This is a genomic window from Marnyiella aurantia (genome assembly GCF_014041915.1).
Lineage (GTDB): Bacteria > Bacteroidota > Bacteroidia > Flavobacteriales > Weeksellaceae > Marnyiella > Marnyiella aurantia.
Genome location: NZ_CP059472.1, coordinates 2,503,595 through 2,519,144 on the forward strand (window position 1 = coordinate 2,503,595; position 15,550 = coordinate 2,519,144).

Sequence of the window (15,550 nt, forward strand, 5' to 3'; positions counted from 1 at the left end):
TTTAATCGGCGTCAACTTCGTCACCATTGGCGCACCAGAAGATCGCATTCTGAATAAACTCTGTGGGAAAAGAGCGGAATTCACCCGGCATCAGGACACTGAAGATATCTGTAAAATTCTGTACACCTTTATTATCTGTTACAATAGCCGCGCGGTTCCATTTGGTCAGATTTTTCAGGCCCAAAAGGACATCCTGGAACCAGGCCCCGGCCGTCCAGTTATCCAGGTCAGTATCCAGCAAGAGCAGATAGTTCAGTTCGTCGAAAGCATTTACTTTTGCCTGTACGTGCGGTAAAACAAGGTTTTCAAAGTCGGCTTGCGAAATTTCGCCGGTAGCCTTAAAAGCGGCTACATTTTCGGGTACATCGGGAATTACGGTGATCATATTGTAGGATTTAGTGTTATTCTTCAGTTAGTTAAACTCATCTCAGGTCAACAAGAATTGAACCAACAGGACTTTGTGATTTTCACCACCCGATTAATATCTCGTATGAAAAGTCTTCCGGTTTTTTAATGAATATGCCCTCATTCTTCGGCGAATACTTTAAATTTAGGGCAAAATTATATTTAATGAAAGCAGTTCTGATAACTATTGGCGACGAAATCCTGTCCGGGGACACCGTGGATACCAATTCCACCTTTATTGCGGGGCAGCTGAAAAAGATAGGGATTCCGGTGGTTCAGATTCTTACTGTTGCTGATGAAACTGACATTATTAGGAAAGCTCTTCAGACGGCCTGTTCCCTGGCAGATTTAGTATTCACCACTGGTGGGCTGGGACCAACAAAAGACGACAGGACAAAAACTGCTTTCGCTCAGTTCTTCAACGATGAACTTGCTCTCGACGAGACCACTTTTCAACATTTAAAAAATCTCTTCATCAAACGGAAACGCGAACATCTGCTGGAACTGAACAGACCTCAGGCTATGGTGCTCTCGCGGGCAAGGGTTTTCCAGAATGAAAACGGCACCGCACCCTGCATGATGATGGATGAGCAGGGTAAACTCGTGTTTTGCCTGCCGGGCGTTCCCTACGAGGTAAAACCTTTGATGACTGATAAAATTATCCCTTTTCTTACAGAACGTAATTCTGTAAACCATCTTGTAACACGATCCGTTTCTGTGGTTGGAATCCCGGAGAGTTTGCTTTCTGAACAGATTGAGAGTTGGGAACTGGCTTTGCCACCTTCCATTTCTCTGTCTTACCTTCCTGTGGGCAGCAGAATAAAGTTACGGCTCAACTGCAGCGGCTCCGACCTGGAGGCGCTGAGCGCGCAGCTGGATACCGAAGTGAAAAAGCTTGAACCGCTGATAGGAGACCATGTAATTTCCTGGAATGGGAATGAAATTCAGGAAATACTGAAGGAAATACTGATTACCAGGCAACTTACAATTTCCACGGCTGAAAGCTGCACGGGCGGTGCCGTGGCCAGGCTCTTAACGTCCGTACCGGGCAGTTCTGCTTATTTTTTGGGTGGCATCATTCCTTATGATTACCGCAAAAAGATTGAAATCCTTGGTGTTTCGGCACAGACTATCTCAGAAAAAACTACGGTTTCCGCTGAAGTAGCACAGGAAATGACCTTGGGTTGTCTTACTCTTTTCGGGACAGATATTGCCCTCTCCACCACAGGAGTGGCGGGTCCTTCTACTGATGAATTTGATAATGAAGTGGGCACCGTTTACTATTCCATTCGCACTAAAAGTTTCGAAAAGACACAGAAACTCCACCTCCCACATCTTCACCGGAACGATTTTGCACAGTTTGTCTCACAACGGGTTCTGCAGGACCTGGTGGAGATTCTTGTAAACACCAAGTAAGACTGCAGAATTGTCAGCACAATTCACGAAATAAGAATACAAACCGTCCAACTGAGAAAAGGTATGTATTTGCAGATCCGTTTTACCTGCACTTACACGCCTCACATTCCTGAACCGTGGCAAACCCTTTTTGGGAACAGCCGGTGTAGGTAATCTGTTCACATTTGTTACTGGCCTCGTCATAAAACCAGCGCGTAAAATTGGCGGCACAAAGTTCATTTGCTGGCGGAATTTCGCTGCATACGGCGGGCTTTGGACCACAGTCACGTGAACAGTTAATGACAAGGCTGGTGCACACCAGCAGCACACTTTTGAGAAGTAAAGACTGTTTCATAATCAATATATTATAAGGTTAATATGTGTAGAGACTTACTCATTTGATCTGCGCTTCTGCTACAGTAAAATTATAAAATATAAATTAATATGGTATATTTCTGCAGTCCATATTTACGTCTAAATTACTGGGGGACAGGCTTTACGGTGTTTGCTTAAAAAGGTTTATACTTCAGTTTCTTATTGCCTCCTATCAAACTCCGGTTCCTGCATATGTCCTTTAAAATCACTATTTTTGAAAAAAAAAAGAATGAAAAGGAAATTCGCCGTTGCACTGTTTGCGCTCTTCGTACTGACGGGCTGTAATAAGGACAAGGAAATTCTTAATACACTGAACGATTACAACCTTCAGATGGAGAGTGAAGGCTATCATTTTGGCGATAAACTTCAGCTTCCGGCAGAAGTGATGGAAAATGCCGCTGAAATAACAATCAGCTTTGGAGATAAGGAAACTTCTGCACTTATAGTTGATCCTAATTTCTTTACGCTTGGCGACAATGCAGTTACCTTTAATATAAAAAAGAAAGATGGCGAGGTCCTGACCCAGGATGCCACTATCTACGTATTCGCAAAAACAGCCGAGGAGCAATTGAACTATACGGTTGTTGCAGAATATCCACATGATGTAGCCAATTTTGTACAGGGCTTTCAGCTGGAAGGAAATACGGTCTATGAATCTGACGGACAGAACGGTTCTTCAAAAATTCTTAAATACACACTTGGAACTACTACTCCGATTGCCTTTACTGAGCAGCCGGCAGATGTTTTTTCTGAGGGAAGTACAATCATTGGCGACAAGGTGTATCAACTCACCTGGCAAAACAAAAAAGGTTTTATTTACGATAAATCTTCATTAAAGCTTTTAGGCGAATTTCCATACCCAAATGTAATGGGCGAGGGTTGGGGTCTTACGTACGACGGTGAAAACCTGATCGCTTCAGACGGAACGAAGAATCTCTACTTCCTTGATTCCTCAGATCCATCCAAACTAGTAAGGTATGTAGCCGTTGCCGGTAATGCTACTGCATATGACCGTCTGAATGAACTGGAATACCACAAGGGGTTTGTTTATGCCAATGTTTGGCAGAAGCCTATTATCCTTAAGATCAATCCTAAAAACGGAGAAGTTACCGGCAAATTTGATTTTTCAGAGTTAGCGAAAAAGCATACCACAGGGGATGACGATGTATTGAACGGTATTGCCTTCAAAGGGGATAATATGCTTGTCACCGGTAAGAACTGGCCTAAAATCTATGAGGTTTCTGTTAAATAAACTGCACAGCAGCGATAAATGTCCTGAAATTTGAAGAGACTTATCTATATCCTTTTCTTTATATGCTGCAGGGCCCACGCGCAGCATATATTGCCTATGGACACTCTGCATCTGCGGGAAACAAAGGAACTTTTTGCCGATGATTACGGCAATATCTATCTGTATCAGAATAAAGATTTCAGCCTTACCAAATACGATTCGCTGGGCATTCAGAAAGGACGGCTTATGCTTACATTGCCCTTCCGGATACAGTCCGTTCAAAACCCGCTTAATATTCCCACTTTTTCCGAAAATGCACAGGTTCTCCGCTTCTATGACCAGAACCTTAACGAAATCCAGACCGTAGATCTCCGTAACCATTTCGGATATATACGGGCAGCTTACGCCGAAGATCAGCAGTTTGTTTGGCTGCTGGATGACAGTACCAAGCGCCTGATCAGGTACAATTTCCGAGAAAATAAGACCGCACAAAACATTCCGCTGAATATTGAATATGAAACAGTACGCGACTTTTTGGTTTTTAACAGTCTGATATATATTGTTACCGATAACCACCTGGCTGTTTACAATTTTAAATCTGAAAAATTGGTGGAGTTGCCATTCCAAAATGGTAAAAGGTTAAGACGTGAAAATGACAGAATCTACATTATTGCAGACAATGCAGTATGGCTCTATAACGAAGGGCAGACTGTCCGGATATTCAGCGATCCCACAGCCGCGATTGTGGATAAAAACTCAACACGTTACTTTGTAATCAAAGGCAACAACCTCTATCTTTACCCCGTTAAAAATTAATGTGAGAAATAGGGTATAACAACAGACCGCATTGGTTTTACAGTCTTTTATTAATTAATCACTACCATTCACGATGCATATTGCGGTAACAGGAAATATAGGTGCAGGCAAAACTACGTTAACGACCATGCTGGCCAAACATTATGGCTGGGATACTCAGTTTGAGGATGTGGACCATAATCCTTATCTGGAAGATTTTTATGCCGATATGAGCAAATGGAGTTTTGCACTCCAGATTTATTTTTTAGGCAGCCGTTTCCGCCAGGTGAAGGAAATCCGTGATAGTGGCAGAAGCGTCATTCAGGACCGCACGATCTATGAAGATGCACATATTTTTGCGGAGAATCTGAATGATATGAATTTGCTTTCTGACCGCGATTTTAATAATTACTCAGCAGTTTTTGATTTAATGCGGAGTTTCGTTTCGGCACCGGATTTGCTGATTTATCTTAAATCAGATGTTCCGAATCTGGTAAAAAAAATCTACAAGCGTGGTCGCGATTATGAGGCCACTATAAGTATAGAATATCTGTCCAGGCTTAACCAGAAGTACGAGCGCTGGATCTCCGGATATAAAGAGGGAAAACTACTGATCATTGAAGTTGATGATTTGGATTTTGTGGAGCGGCCTGAGGATTTTGGATATATCCTGCAGCGCATCGAAACAGAAATGCATGGCCTATTTTAATTAACTAATCTCTACATCCTATTCAGCCATGATTAAAGTCCTTCATAATAACAGCTGTTCCAAATCCCGGGCAATCCTGGAGCATCTGGACGAAAATAATGTCGCATTCGAAATCATAGATTTTGTAGAGCATCCGCTCTCCCAACTTGAACTTCGCACCGTCCTGAAAAAACTGAATACCGACATAGACGGTCTCATCCGTAAGAATGATAAGCTGTACAAAGAAAAATATGCCGACAAAGAATTATCTGAAGAAGAGTGGATTCACGTCTTAAGTGAAAACCCTTCGTTAATGCAAAGACCTATTTTGATTAAAGGATCTGTTGCGATGGTTGGCCGTCCTGTCGAGAACGTAAGGTTCTTTATTGATAAATAAGAAGTCAGGCTTTTACAAATGACTTAAGGGCCTGCTTCAGTTCAGGATATTTAAAATCAAATCCCAGGGATTTGATTTTTTTATTTCTTACGCGTGTTCCTTCCAGGATAACTACACTCATTTCCCCAAATACCATCCTCAACAGAAATGATGGTACGTTTACGGGCAAAAATAATTTCGATCTTGATTTAGCCAGGCTTTTCATAAATTCCTTATTGGTGGGTATCTCATCTGCCACTGCATTAAATACACCTTCAAACTTAGGGTTTTCTACAGCCTGAACATACATATCCACCAGATCGTCTAAATGAATCCAGTTAAACCACTGTGATCCTTTACCAATAGCACTGGAGAGATTAAGGTTGGTTATCATATTAAGTTTTTCCATGGTGCCCCCTTTTTCTGACAGAACGGGTGCGGTTCTGAGTATAACAGTTCTGTCTGCGATGTTTCCAAAATGAAGTGCGGCACTTTCCCATTTAAGACAAAGATCACTGAGAAAATCATGTTTAACTATACCGGCTTCTTCATTCAAAATATCATCTGAAATAAAGGTTCCGTAATAATTGACTCCTGAAGCAGAGATGAATGACTTTAACTTTATGTCTGCAAGAGTACAGTGGTCATACAGAAAATTCGCACTGTCCACACGGCTGGAAATCAGTTCCTGCTTGTATTCATATGTCCATTTCTTGCCGATGCTTGCACCTGCCAAATGGATAATACTTTCCACGCCTTCAAGTGCCTCACTGTCCAATTGGCGCCTATTGTAATTCCAATAAAATTCATTAGGCTTATTGCTCTTTTTCCTTACCAGAACATTTACAGTATGGCCCCGTTTCCGCAACTCCTTAACAAGTTTTGTACCTACAAGTCCGGTGCCTCCGGTGATCAGAATTTTCATAGCCGCCCTTAAAGCATAACAACGCCTTCAATTTTGGCAACCTTTTTATAAAGGTCCACCACCTGATTGGCATCCATCACGAAAGCGGTCATACTGGCAGCGATATATTTGCCGTTTTTGCTTTCACGGGTGGAAATGGTGTATTTTATCTTGTCAAAAATCTGATAAAGTTCCGTCAGTTTAAGGTTATCGTTCGGAAAGATAAATTTGTACAGATAATCTTCGGGAAAATTATGATTCTCTTCCAGTTTAGTCTTCAGTGATTCGTAAAATTCATCCTGATTTTGTCCGCTGGCGTCGACGTATAATGGGTCCATTCTGATAATTTTGTTGATGAAAAAAGGTCCTTAAAAAAGAACCCTAAAGATAGCATTATTTGATTGATTCTGCACTGCCGCTGAAGGCGCCTAACATGCTTGACTTGTTTTTTTGCTCATAATCTTCAATGATGTTGAAAATACCGTTTACCATTTGTTCAGATGCCAGTCTGCTTAAACCGTTACCACCCAGATTGCTGGTACTGCTCTGCCCGCCAAAAAGACTTCCCAGCATATTGGTACCCTGCAGTGCTGTATTTATGGTCCTTACAATGCCGAATTGATTAAGTTTCTGGTCTACCTGCGGCATAATGGCCTGGATTAACTGCTGCTCGGTTTTTTCTCTGAGCACCTGCGTGGCAATTCCCTGACCACCCTGCATAATGCGGGATACATCATTGGCTGTCAAACTGTTTACCGCATTCTGAAGGATAGGTTGTGATATATTAACAGTGTATGCAGCACTTTCGGCTACATACTCCTTGCCCGTGGTTGCCAGGTTTGGTGCCACTCTGTCGAGAAGGTTGTAAACGCTCCTAAGGTTTTCCGGCAAAGCGCGTACAATCAGGTCATTCTGAAGAAAGGCCTGTTTGTTACCAAAAATATTGGCCATCTGTGATACTCCGCCCAGCAGAACACGTTTTATTACGGATAGACCCAGGTCCGAGGTTGCAAGGGCCATACAGGATTGAGTGGAAGTGAGCAGAACCCCGCCGGTTCCCATTAGAAGTGCTGCGGAAAGTATGATCTTTTTCATGATGTCTGATTTAAAACTAAGGTGCAATCTCAAATATTACGCCAAATACAGGTATCTGGTTAAGGTGTGCACCGTCTCTGCCTTTCTGCCACAATGAAATCACGGCATAACCCTGCTTTTTTGTTGTAGTTCGCACCGCTGTTTCCCACTAAAAATCGTATTTTTGTGACGATAAAAAGTAAAAAGAAAGAATGGACTCGTACAAAAATCCACTTGAGGAACGGTATTCAAGCCCGGAAATGCTTTACAATTTTTCCCCGAACAATAAATTCAGAAACTGGCGTAAGCTTTGGATCGCTCTGGCAGAGATTGAGAAAGATCTGGGTCTTGAGATTTCCGATGAGCAGATAGCTGAACTTAAGGCAAATGCTGAAATTATCGATTATGATAAAGCAGCCGAATATGAAAAGAAATTCCGTCATGATGTGATGGCTCACGTACATACTTACGGCGATGCTGCTCCGCTTGCGAAGGGAATCATTCACTTGGGGGCAACTTCGGCATTTGTTGGCGATAATACCGACCTGATCCAGATGCGCGACGGTTTGCTTCTTTTAAGAAAACAGTTGGTGAATGTAATTAAAAATCTTTCCGATTTTGCCCTGAAATATAAAGACCTACCCACGCTCGGGTTTACTCATTACCAGCCTGCCCAGCTTACTACTGTCGGCAAGCGTGCTACGTTATGGCTGCAGTCTTTAATCCTGGATTTTGAGGAACTTGAGTTTTTCATTGAGACACTTCGATTCCGTGGTGTAAAAGGTACTACCGGAACGGCTGCAAGCTTCCTTGAGCTTTTTGAAGGCGATTATGCTAAAGTGAAGCATTTGGATACAGAACTTTCAAAGCGTTTTGGGTTCGATAAAGTTTTCGGTGTTTCAGGTCAGACCTACGACCGTAAAATCGATGCGAAAGTGATGTCCCTGCTTTCCAATATTGCCCAGTCGGCACATAAATTTACCAACGACCTTAGACTTCTGCAGAACTTAAAGGAAATAGAAGAGCCTTTTGAGAAAAACCAGATCGGTTCTTCGGCAATGGCTTATAAAAGAAACCCGATGCGTTCCGAGAGAATCGGTGCGCTTTCCAAATTTGTGATGTCATTGAGTTCAAGTTCCGCAATGGTAGCTGCAACTCAGTGGTTTGAAAGGACTTTGGACGATTCAGCCAATAAAAGACTTGCAATTCCGCAGTCTTTCCTGGCAGTGGACGCAATCCTTCTGATCTGGAATAATATTATGAACGGAATCGTGGTGTATGAAAACCGCATCAACAAACATATCATGGATGAGCTGCCTTTTATGGCCACCGAATATATCATTATGGAAGAAGTGAAAGCCGGCGGTGACCGTCAGGAAATTCACGAAACCATCCGCGTTCATTCAATGGAAGCTTCGAAGAAAGTGAAGGAAGAAGGTAAGGAAAATGACCTGCTGGAACGCATACTTAACGATACGACACTTAAAATGGACAAATCCAAACTGATGGAAGTTCTTGATCCTAAGAATTTTGTTGGCTTCGCGCCAATTCAGACAGAAGAGTTTGTTAAGAATGAGGTGCAGCCAATTTTGGATAAATATGCCGGTCTTATAGGCATGGAAGCGGATTTGAAAGTGTAATTCGTCTAACATCGTTTAATTGCAATGAGAACTTTTACTAAATTCATATCAAAAAAAGCCGTTGTTATTTTAGGTATGATATGGTTTGTAGGTTTTACCTTACTGACTTTGGCTATCACTGATCTTTTCACAGAGAGTTTTTTCCAGGCCAGATATTTACCAATTTACCTTTTAATGTTCGGCCCCGCGGCGGTCGCTACTGTACCTGTTTATTGGAGAGTTAAATATAAGATCTTCCACTAACTGTTTATACAGCTTAATTTGGTAGGATTTATATTTTGTATACAATTACTCAGAACTTCCTTTAGCCCATTTTGCAACAGAAAAATATTTGGCCTCCGCCAAAATCTATAAATTTTAAAATCTGACATCTAATGTCTAATAAAAAAAGAATTTTCGTAGAAAAAAGAGGAATTTTCGATGTTGAAAGTCCTAAAATATACAGCGAACTCAAAAATGTGGTTCCGGCAATTCAGGACGTAAAAGTGTATAACATCTATGATATTTTCGGAGTTGATGAGAACGGATTCAAACTCGTTGTAAACAACACCTTCGTGGATCCTGTTACCGATATCCTGCACGAAAATAATCCTGCGGCGCAGCTTCATTTCGCTACGGAATTCCTTCCGGGACAGTATGACCAGCGCGCCGACTCTGCCCAGCAGTGTATCGCGCTCCTTACCGGAAATGAAAATTCCACTGTTCGCAGTGGGAAAGTCATCGAGCTTTTCGGAATATCCGAAGAAGATTTGGACAAGGTGAAAGACCATCTGATTAACCGCGTCGAGAGTCAGGAAAAAGATCTTTCGGTGCTTCAGATTCCCGCAGAGGAGAAGCCTTCTCCCGTTATTACACATTCCGGGTTTATAGATTTTACTGAAGAAGAACTGAAAGACTTCTATGAAAATCATGGTTTTGCATTCGGATTTGATGATCTTCAATTTATCCAGAATTATTTCCAGTCCGAGAAACGCGATCCCACCGAAACTGAACTAAAGGTACTCGATACTTACTGGAGCGACCACTGCCGTCACACTACATTTGAAACTGAACTTACGGATATACAGTTCTCCGGTGATTTTAAGTCAACCTTGGAAAACATTTTCAACGACTACCTTGAAAAAAGAAAATTCCTGGGCCGCGAGGCAAAACCCATTTCACTAATGGACCTTGCTACGGTGTGTGCGCGCTATTTCCATAAGACCGGCAAACTGGACAACCTTGTGGTTTCAGATGAGATCAACGCCTGCACAATAGAAATTGAAGCGGAATTCGACGGTAAAAAAGAACCGTGGTATTTGCTTTTCAAAAATGAAACCCATAATCACCCAACAGAAATTGAACCGTTCGGTGGTGCGTCTACCTGTCTGGGCGGTGCGATTAGAGATCCGTTATCCGGTCGAGCCTTCGTTTACCAAGCTATGCGATTATCCGGCGCCGCCGATGTGCTGGAACCTATATCTGAAACTTTACCTGGTAAACTGCCGCAAAGGACCATTACCAAACAGGCAGCCAACGGTTACTCATCTTACGGTAACCAGATTGGTCTTGCAACAACACTTGTAAATGAGGTGTATCACGATGGCTACAAAGCCAAAAGGATGGAAGTTGGTTTTGTAGTTGGTGCTGTGAAAAAAGATGCCGTGAAACGTGAACAGCCGCAGGAAGGTGATCTTGTAATTCTTCTGGGCGGTGCAACCGGCCGCGACGGTGTGGGTGGAGCTACAGGAAGTTCCAAAGAGCAGGACGAGACCTCAATCCATACACTTTCTACCGAAGTTCAGAAAGGTAATCCGGTGGAGGAGCGTAAAATTCAGCGTCTCTTCAGAAATCCTGAGGTAACCACACTTATTAAGAAGTCCAACGATTTCGGTGCAGGCGGCGTTTCTGTTGCTATCGGCGAGATTGCGGAGTCACTGGAAATCAATCTTGATATCCTTCCGCTGAAATATGGAGGTTTGAACGGTACTGAACTGGCCATCTCCGAATCACAGGAACGTATGGCAGTCGTGATTGATGCAAACGACAGGGATAAGTTTATCAGCTTTTGTGAGAAGGAGAATCTAAAGGCTGTTGAAGTAGCCAAAGTCACAGATTCCGGCAGAATGAAAATGTTCTGGCAGGGACAGCAGATCGTGGATCTCAGCCGTGATTTCCTGGATACCAACGGTTGTGCTAAACGTCAGGATGCCTGTATTTCCCACCTGCAGCAAGTGCAAACTGATACTACTGTCTTTTCAGAAGAGAATCTGTTAAGTGCACTTTCAAATAAAAATACGGCATCACAAAAAGGTCTTACAGAGATGTTTGATGCTTCAGTGGGCGGTACCACTGTCGCCATGCCATATGGAGGTAGATATCAGCTTACTGAAATGGAAGGAAGCGTTCAGACGCTGCCTATACTTGGTGCAACAGATGTTGAAACAGTATCATTGGCCAGCTGGGGATTTGATGCGGAAATTTCATCCCAAAACTCAATGGTCGGCGCAGCCAACGCAGTTGTGGAAAGTGTAGCTAAAATCGTGGCTATGGGCGGCGATTACAGAAATATACGTCTCAGCTTTCAGGAATATTTTGAAAAACTGGGCGCAGTTCCCGAGAATTGGGGTAAGCCCTTGGCTTCATTGCTGGGTGCCTATGATGCACAGATGAATTTTGAACTTGCAGCCATCGGCGGTAAGGATTCCATGAGCGGCAGTTTCCAGGACATTAACGTTCCGCCAACCCTGATCTCTTTTGCATGTGCGAACGGTTATAAAAGCAGCATCATTTCTCCTGAGTTCAAGAAGGCTGGAAACAGACTGTATTACTTCAGGCATACACCACAGGAAAACGGACTGCCGGATTACAGCGCGCTAAAAGATGTATTTGAATTCATTTATTCCAATATTCAAAACGGTCAGATTGTTTCTGTAAAAACCATTAAGGATGGCGGAGCAGCTGTGGCGCTTGCCAAGATGAGTTTCGGTAACAAACTCGGAGTGGAAGTAAGCCTGGCTGAAGAGGAGCTTCTCAGCAAAAATATCGGAAGCCTGATTATTGAGGCAACGTCAGACCTTAGTCATCCTTCACTTCAGGAAATAGGTGAAGTAAATGACACGAATAAACTGTCATTTAACGGTTTAGAAGTTCTTATTTCAAAACTGCTTGAAGCCTGGACCGGAACTTTCGAGGATCTTTTCCCGACTGCTGAAAAGGAAAAGATTGTAGTGGAAATAGATTCAAATCTGAATGCCAGCGAGGCTAAATCTTTCAGTATCCGCAAGCATAATTTAGCAAGTCCGAAAGTATTTCTTCCGGTATTTCCGGGGACCAACTGTGAGTATGAAACTCAGAATGCTTTCCGTAAGGAAGGTGCTGTGGTTTCAAGTTTACCGCTTATCAACCTGAACCATGACCTGCTGAACGAAAGCCTGGATGCCTGGATTGAGGAAATTGAACAGTCACAAATCCTGGCTTTCTCCGGTGGCTTTTCTGCCGGCGACGAACCCGACGGTTCTGCCAAGTTCATCGTAAATGTTCTGAAGAACGAAAAGATGAGAAATGCAGTTCACAGGTTACTGGAACGCGACGGTCTGATTGTGGGAATCTGCAACGGTTTCCAGGCTTTGGTAAAATCCGGACTGCTTCCTTACGGCGAGATCCGCGACCTTGATGAAAATTCACCGACACTGGCGCATAATGCCATTGGCAGACATATTTCCCAGATGGTAGATGTGAAAGTGGTAAATGACAATTCTCCATGGCTTCGGGGGATGAAGGATGAAGTTTATACAATCCCGATTTCGCATGGCGAGGGACGCTTCATGGCTTCAGAGGAGGTTCTGAAAGAATTGTATCAGAACGGTCAGGTGGCAACACAATATATCAACCTGGACGGAAACATTGCACATGGAATGCCTCATAACCCAAACAATTCCCTGTTCGGTATTGAAGGACTTACGAGTAAGTCAGGCAAGATTTTCGGACGGATGGGACACCCGGAGCGTTTTGCTGAAGGGCTTTTCAGAAATATCCCGACTGCGAACTACCACAACATCTTTAAAAACGGCGTAGAGTATTTCAAATAGAAGTTCGCTAAAAGTATTTTGGATAAATAACCAGACCGATTATCAGGGCGGTTAAAGCCAGGAGCATTACCGCGCCGGCAGAAATATCCTTGATAAGGCCGATTTTAACATGGAATTCGGGGTGGATGAAGTCACAGAGCTTCTCCACCGCCGTATTCATGAGTTCTGCTGCTAAAACGGCACCGCAGATCGCAAGAATCACAGCTGCTTCGGTTGCATGTACTTTCAAAAAAAAGATCAGAACAAGATTTATAGCTAAAGCGGCCAGTTCTATCTGGAAATTTCTTTCCTGCAGAACCATGTGGCCAATCCCGTGCAGGGCGTTTAGAAAGCTTTTGTAAAGTGGGGGTTTTCGCATTGCTGATGTTGAATTTCAAAGATAGAGATTTATCAAAATTGTTGATAAGTAATCCGGTTTAGTTTCGCAATTTTAAGCCAATTCATTATATTTGTCCAAATAATTTGTACAGATGAAGTTTATTGTGTCAAGTGGAGAGTTGCAGAAAGCCCTGCAAACCGTTAGTGGAGTAATTTCAACCTCCCAGTCAAGACCCATCTTAGAAAACTATCTTTTTGAATTAGAGAACAACAGTCTCCGTATAACTGCTTCCGACGGCGAAACGACACTGATTACTTCCCTGGAAGTAAAATCAGAGGACAGTGGCAAATTTGCCGTACCTGCCAAGATCTTTCAGGATTTTGTGAAGACTTACGGTGAGCAGCCACTGACACTTTCCGTGAAGGAGTCCGCAGATGCTGCCGGTAATGTTCTTGAGATTCTGGATGAAAAGGATAACTTCTCTGTAGCGTTGGATAATGCTGAAGATTACCCGGAAATTCCTGAGTTCGAAAGCGCTCAAAGCGTGTCACTGCCATCAGGAGTTCTTTCGGAAGCACTTAGCAATACTCTTTTTGCTACAAGCAATGATTCCCTTCGTCCGGTAATGACGGGTGTACTTTTCCAGTTTGGAGAAAATGAAACCAACTTTGTGTCTACCGATTCTCACCGCCTTGTTGTGTACAAGAGAAAAGACCTCGTTTCCGAGCCTATGGAATTTATTATGCCGAAGAAACCTTTGAGCATATTCCGTAATATCCTGGCCAGTACCAATGACGATGTTCTAATTGAGTTCAACGACAATATGGCCAAGTTTACATTTGGAAATAATATATGGATCTGCCGTTTGATTGACGGCAAGTATCCAAACTATTCAGCAGTTATTCCGAAGGAAAATCCAAATGTACTTACGATAAACCGTAACCTGCTTCTTAGTGCAATCCGCCGGGCATCAATTATGTCCAATAAATCCACAAATCAGGTTCGCTTCAAGCTTTCCGGAAATGTGCTTCACCTTCATGCTGAGGATACTGAATATGCAAACAAAGCGGATATGCAGATTCCCTGCGATTATAACGGCGAGGATATCAACATTGGATTCAGTTCAAAATTTCTGACAGAGATGTTATCCGTTCTTCGTGCCGATGATATTACAATGAAAATGTCGCAACCCAACAGACCGGGCATCATAGAACCTGTGGACGGGCTGGAAGACAATGAAAACCTTCTTATGCTGTCTATGCCCGTTATAGGCATGTAATTGCGCAGAAACATAAAATTTAACCCGGGCGACCGGGTTTTTTTATTTTTCAATGGGCTCCTCAGTTTTAATTTTTATTTTTGTCAAAACCATATTCAGCTTTTGAAGGACTACTATTATTTTCTGGGAATTAAGGACGATGCTTCGGAAGAGGACATCAAGACGGCCTACAGGAAACTTTCCATGAAATATCATCCGGATAAGAATGACAATGACGCCTTCTTCGCGCAGCGCTTTATGGAAATTCAGGAGGCCTACGAAACACTGAGTGATCCGCAGCTGCGCCGCAATTACGACCACAATATAGTTTCCGGCAGAGGCAGTAGCCGCAGTTCGCTTCCGCCAACCGTTAAGAGCTTCACCAGTAACAAGGTTCATGCGGTGAAAGGCGAGGAAGTAATTATTAAATGGAATACGCTGAATGCCGACGTGGTGAAGATCGTTCCCTTTGGTTTGGAAAAGGCCTACGGCGAGCGTACTTTCAGGATCACAGAATTCAAAAACGGGAAATTTGTCATCATCCTGCATGCTGCCAATTCATTAACGCGGCAGACAGCGGTAAAGGGAATTACCATAACGGAGGTATTTAACAATGACCGTGAACGTTTCCGGGACAATGTGGAAGACCTCTTTCAGCAGCGAGATACATCAGGAACGGCCCGAAGCAATATTTCAGGATGGGCAAAAATAGTGGTTGCCATATTACTGCTGGCAGCCGCACTATATTTCATTTTGCAGGAATTTTAGGCCATTTTCAGCCGGCCGGGACACTTTTTGCAGCGTTTGCCGGTTTTGAATTTCTTACAGCATTTCTTCTTTCCGCAGTACATTTCTTCTGAAAAAGAACCGGCAGGAGGTAGCGGAGCGATCTTGAAAGGAACAATACCTGTTTTCATGGGGCAAATATAATTAATTTAGACTAATTACAAATAAGCTTTATTTAAATTATTAGCTGACTAAATACAGGGTTGCCCAAAATGCATAAAATCCGTAATTTTA

General features: G+C 42.9%; 16 protein-coding genes. 9 read left to right on the top strand and 7 right to left on the bottom strand.

Annotated features, from left to right (window positions below):
* Window position 1: 1 nt before the first annotated feature.
* Complete coding sequence (locus tag H1R16_RS11640) at window positions 2-385, bottom strand: SpoIIAA family protein (RefSeq protein WP_181886378.1); 384 nt, start codon at window positions 383-385, stop codon at window positions 2-4.
* A gap of 185 nt (window positions 386-570) precedes the next feature.
* Here H1R16_RS11640 and H1R16_RS11645 point away from each other — a divergent pair, with 185 nt between their 5' ends.
* Window positions 571-1,821 carry a CinA family nicotinamide mononucleotide deamidase-related protein gene (locus tag H1R16_RS11645; RefSeq protein ID WP_181886377.1) on the top strand — a complete coding sequence of 417 codons (1,251 nt, stop codon included), beginning with the start codon at window positions 571-573 and terminating at the stop codon, window positions 1,819-1,821.
* A gap of 82 nt (window positions 1,822-1,903) precedes the next feature.
* Here H1R16_RS11645 and H1R16_RS11650 read toward each other — a convergent pair whose 3' ends face one another.
* Complete coding sequence (locus tag H1R16_RS11650) at window positions 1,904-2,155, bottom strand: BPTI/Kunitz-type proteinase inhibitor domain-containing protein (protein ID WP_181886376.1); 252 nt, start codon at window positions 2,153-2,155, stop codon at window positions 1,904-1,906.
* Between the two features lie 249 nt (window positions 2,156-2,404).
* Between H1R16_RS11650 and H1R16_RS11655 the strand changes: the two genes are divergently transcribed.
* The 4 genes from H1R16_RS11655 (at window position 2,405) to H1R16_RS11670 (ending at window position 5,286) form a co-directional block, all read left to right on the top strand.
* Window positions 2,405-3,427 carry a glutaminyl-peptide cyclotransferase gene (locus H1R16_RS11655; RefSeq protein ID WP_181886375.1) on the top strand — a complete coding sequence of 341 codons (1,023 nt, stop codon included), beginning with the start codon at window positions 2,405-2,407 and terminating at the stop codon, window positions 3,425-3,427.
* Between the two features lie 96 nt (window positions 3,428-3,523).
* Entirely contained in the window at window positions 3,524-4,222 is a 699-nt protein-coding gene (locus H1R16_RS11660; RefSeq protein ID WP_181886374.1) for a hypothetical protein, read from the top strand.
* Window positions 4,223-4,295: 73 nt separating this feature from the next.
* A complete protein-coding gene (locus H1R16_RS11665) occupies window positions 4,296-4,910 on the top strand; it encodes a deoxynucleoside kinase (protein ID WP_181886373.1) in 615 nt (204 codons plus the stop codon).
* A 28-nt stretch (window positions 4,911-4,938) separates the two neighbouring features.
* Window positions 4,939-5,286, top strand: a complete 348-nt coding sequence (locus H1R16_RS11670) for an arsenate reductase family protein (RefSeq protein WP_181886372.1) — start codon at window positions 4,939-4,941, stop codon at window positions 5,284-5,286.
* Between the two features lie 4 nt (window positions 5,287-5,290).
* Here H1R16_RS11670 and H1R16_RS11675 read toward each other — a convergent pair whose 3' ends face one another.
* From H1R16_RS11675 to H1R16_RS11685, 3 genes are read right to left on the bottom strand one after another with little or no spacing between them, the layout of a single operon-like run.
* Window positions 5,291-6,190 (bottom strand): TIGR01777 family oxidoreductase, encoded by a 900-nt coding sequence (locus H1R16_RS11675; protein ID WP_181886371.1) that lies wholly within the window; start codon window positions 6,188-6,190, stop codon window positions 5,291-5,293.
* Window positions 6,191-6,198: 8 nt separating this feature from the next.
* A complete protein-coding gene (locus H1R16_RS11680) occupies window positions 6,199-6,507 on the bottom strand; it encodes a DUF493 family protein (RefSeq protein ID WP_181886370.1) in 309 nt (102 codons plus the stop codon).
* 55 nt (window positions 6,508-6,562) lie between these two features.
* On the bottom strand, window positions 6,563-7,264 hold the full coding sequence (locus H1R16_RS11685) for a DUF4197 family protein (protein ID WP_181886369.1): 702 nt from the start codon (window positions 7,262-7,264) through the stop codon (window positions 6,563-6,565).
* Between the two features lie 191 nt (window positions 7,265-7,455).
* Between H1R16_RS11685 and purB the strand changes: the two genes are divergently transcribed.
* Together purB and H1R16_RS11695 are read left to right on the top strand one after the other, a co-directional pair.
* Window positions 7,456-8,883 carry an adenylosuccinate lyase gene (gene purB / locus H1R16_RS11690; RefSeq protein ID WP_181886368.1) on the top strand — a complete coding sequence of 476 codons (1,428 nt, stop codon included), beginning with the start codon at window positions 7,456-7,458 and terminating at the stop codon, window positions 8,881-8,883.
* Between the two features lie 374 nt (window positions 8,884-9,257).
* Window positions 9,258-12,953: a phosphoribosylformylglycinamidine synthase gene (locus tag H1R16_RS11695; RefSeq protein ID WP_181886367.1), complete on the top strand. Its 3,696-nt coding sequence runs from the start codon at window positions 9,258-9,260 to the stop codon at window positions 12,951-12,953.
* A gap of 7 nt (window positions 12,954-12,960) precedes the next feature.
* Here the strand turns inward: H1R16_RS11695 and H1R16_RS11700 are convergent, their stop codons facing one another.
* Window positions 12,961-13,311 (bottom strand): diacylglycerol kinase family protein, encoded by a 351-nt coding sequence (locus tag H1R16_RS11700; RefSeq protein WP_181886366.1) that lies wholly within the window; start codon window positions 13,309-13,311, stop codon window positions 12,961-12,963.
* Window positions 13,312-13,423: 112 nt separating this feature from the next.
* Between H1R16_RS11700 and dnaN the strand changes: the two genes are divergently transcribed.
* Window positions 13,424-14,551, top strand: coding sequence for a DNA polymerase III subunit beta (dnaN, locus tag H1R16_RS11705; protein ID WP_181886365.1), 1,128 nt, complete (start codon window positions 13,424-13,426; stop codon window positions 14,549-14,551).
* Between the two features lie 102 nt (window positions 14,552-14,653).
* On the top strand, window positions 14,654-15,298 hold the full coding sequence (locus H1R16_RS11710; protein WP_181886364.1) for a J domain-containing protein: 645 nt from the start codon (window positions 14,654-14,656) through the stop codon (window positions 15,296-15,298).
* Here the strand turns inward: H1R16_RS11710 and H1R16_RS11715 are convergent.
* Window positions 15,295-15,447 (bottom strand): hypothetical protein, encoded by a 153-nt coding sequence (locus H1R16_RS11715; protein WP_181886363.1) that lies wholly within the window; start codon window positions 15,445-15,447, stop codon window positions 15,295-15,297. The two genes, H1R16_RS11710 and H1R16_RS11715, sit on opposite strands and share 4 nt — an antisense overlap.
* Between the last annotated feature and the right edge of the window lie 103 nt (window positions 15,448-15,550).

Excerpts from the sequence above, each read along its gene's own strand:
- H1R16_RS11640 (WP_181886378.1), bottom strand. The coding sequence starts at position 385 with ATGATCACCGTAATTCCCGATGTACCCGAAAATGTAGCCGCTTTTAAG.
- H1R16_RS11645 (WP_181886377.1), top strand. The coding sequence starts at position 571 with ATGAAAGCAGTTCTGATAACTATTGGCGACGAAATCCTGTCCGGGGAC.
- H1R16_RS11650 (WP_181886376.1), bottom strand. The coding sequence starts at position 2,155 with ATGAAACAGTCTTTACTTCTCAAAAGTGTGCTGCTGGTGTGCACCAGC.
- H1R16_RS11655 (WP_181886375.1), top strand. The coding sequence starts at position 2,405 with ATGAAAAGGAAATTCGCCGTTGCACTGTTTGCGCTCTTCGTACTGACG.
- H1R16_RS11660 (WP_181886374.1), top strand. The coding sequence starts at position 3,524 with ATGGACACTCTGCATCTGCGGGAAACAAAGGAACTTTTTGCCGATGAT.
- H1R16_RS11665 (WP_181886373.1), top strand. The coding sequence starts at position 4,296 with ATGCATATTGCGGTAACAGGAAATATAGGTGCAGGCAAAACTACGTTA.
- H1R16_RS11670 (WP_181886372.1), top strand. The coding sequence starts at position 4,939 with ATGATTAAAGTCCTTCATAATAACAGCTGTTCCAAATCCCGGGCAATC.
- H1R16_RS11675 (WP_181886371.1), bottom strand. The coding sequence starts at position 6,190 with ATGAAAATTCTGATCACCGGAGGCACCGGACTTGTAGGTACAAAACTT.
- H1R16_RS11680 (WP_181886370.1), bottom strand. The coding sequence starts at position 6,507 with ATGGACCCATTATACGTCGACGCCAGCGGACAAAATCAGGATGAATTT.
- H1R16_RS11685 (WP_181886369.1), bottom strand. The coding sequence starts at position 7,264 with ATGAAAAAGATCATACTTTCCGCAGCACTTCTAATGGGAACCGGCGGG.
- purB (WP_181886368.1), top strand. The coding sequence starts at position 7,456 with ATGGACTCGTACAAAAATCCACTTGAGGAACGGTATTCAAGCCCGGAA.
- H1R16_RS11695 (WP_181886367.1), top strand. The coding sequence starts at position 9,258 with ATGTCTAATAAAAAAAGAATTTTCGTAGAAAAAAGAGGAATTTTCGAT.
- H1R16_RS11700 (WP_181886366.1), bottom strand. The coding sequence starts at position 13,311 with ATGCGAAAACCCCCACTTTACAAAAGCTTTCTAAACGCCCTGCACGGG.
- dnaN (WP_181886365.1), top strand. The coding sequence starts at position 13,424 with ATGAAGTTTATTGTGTCAAGTGGAGAGTTGCAGAAAGCCCTGCAAACC.
- H1R16_RS11715 (WP_181886363.1), bottom strand. The coding sequence starts at position 15,447 with ATGAAAACAGGTATTGTTCCTTTCAAGATCGCTCCGCTACCTCCTGCC.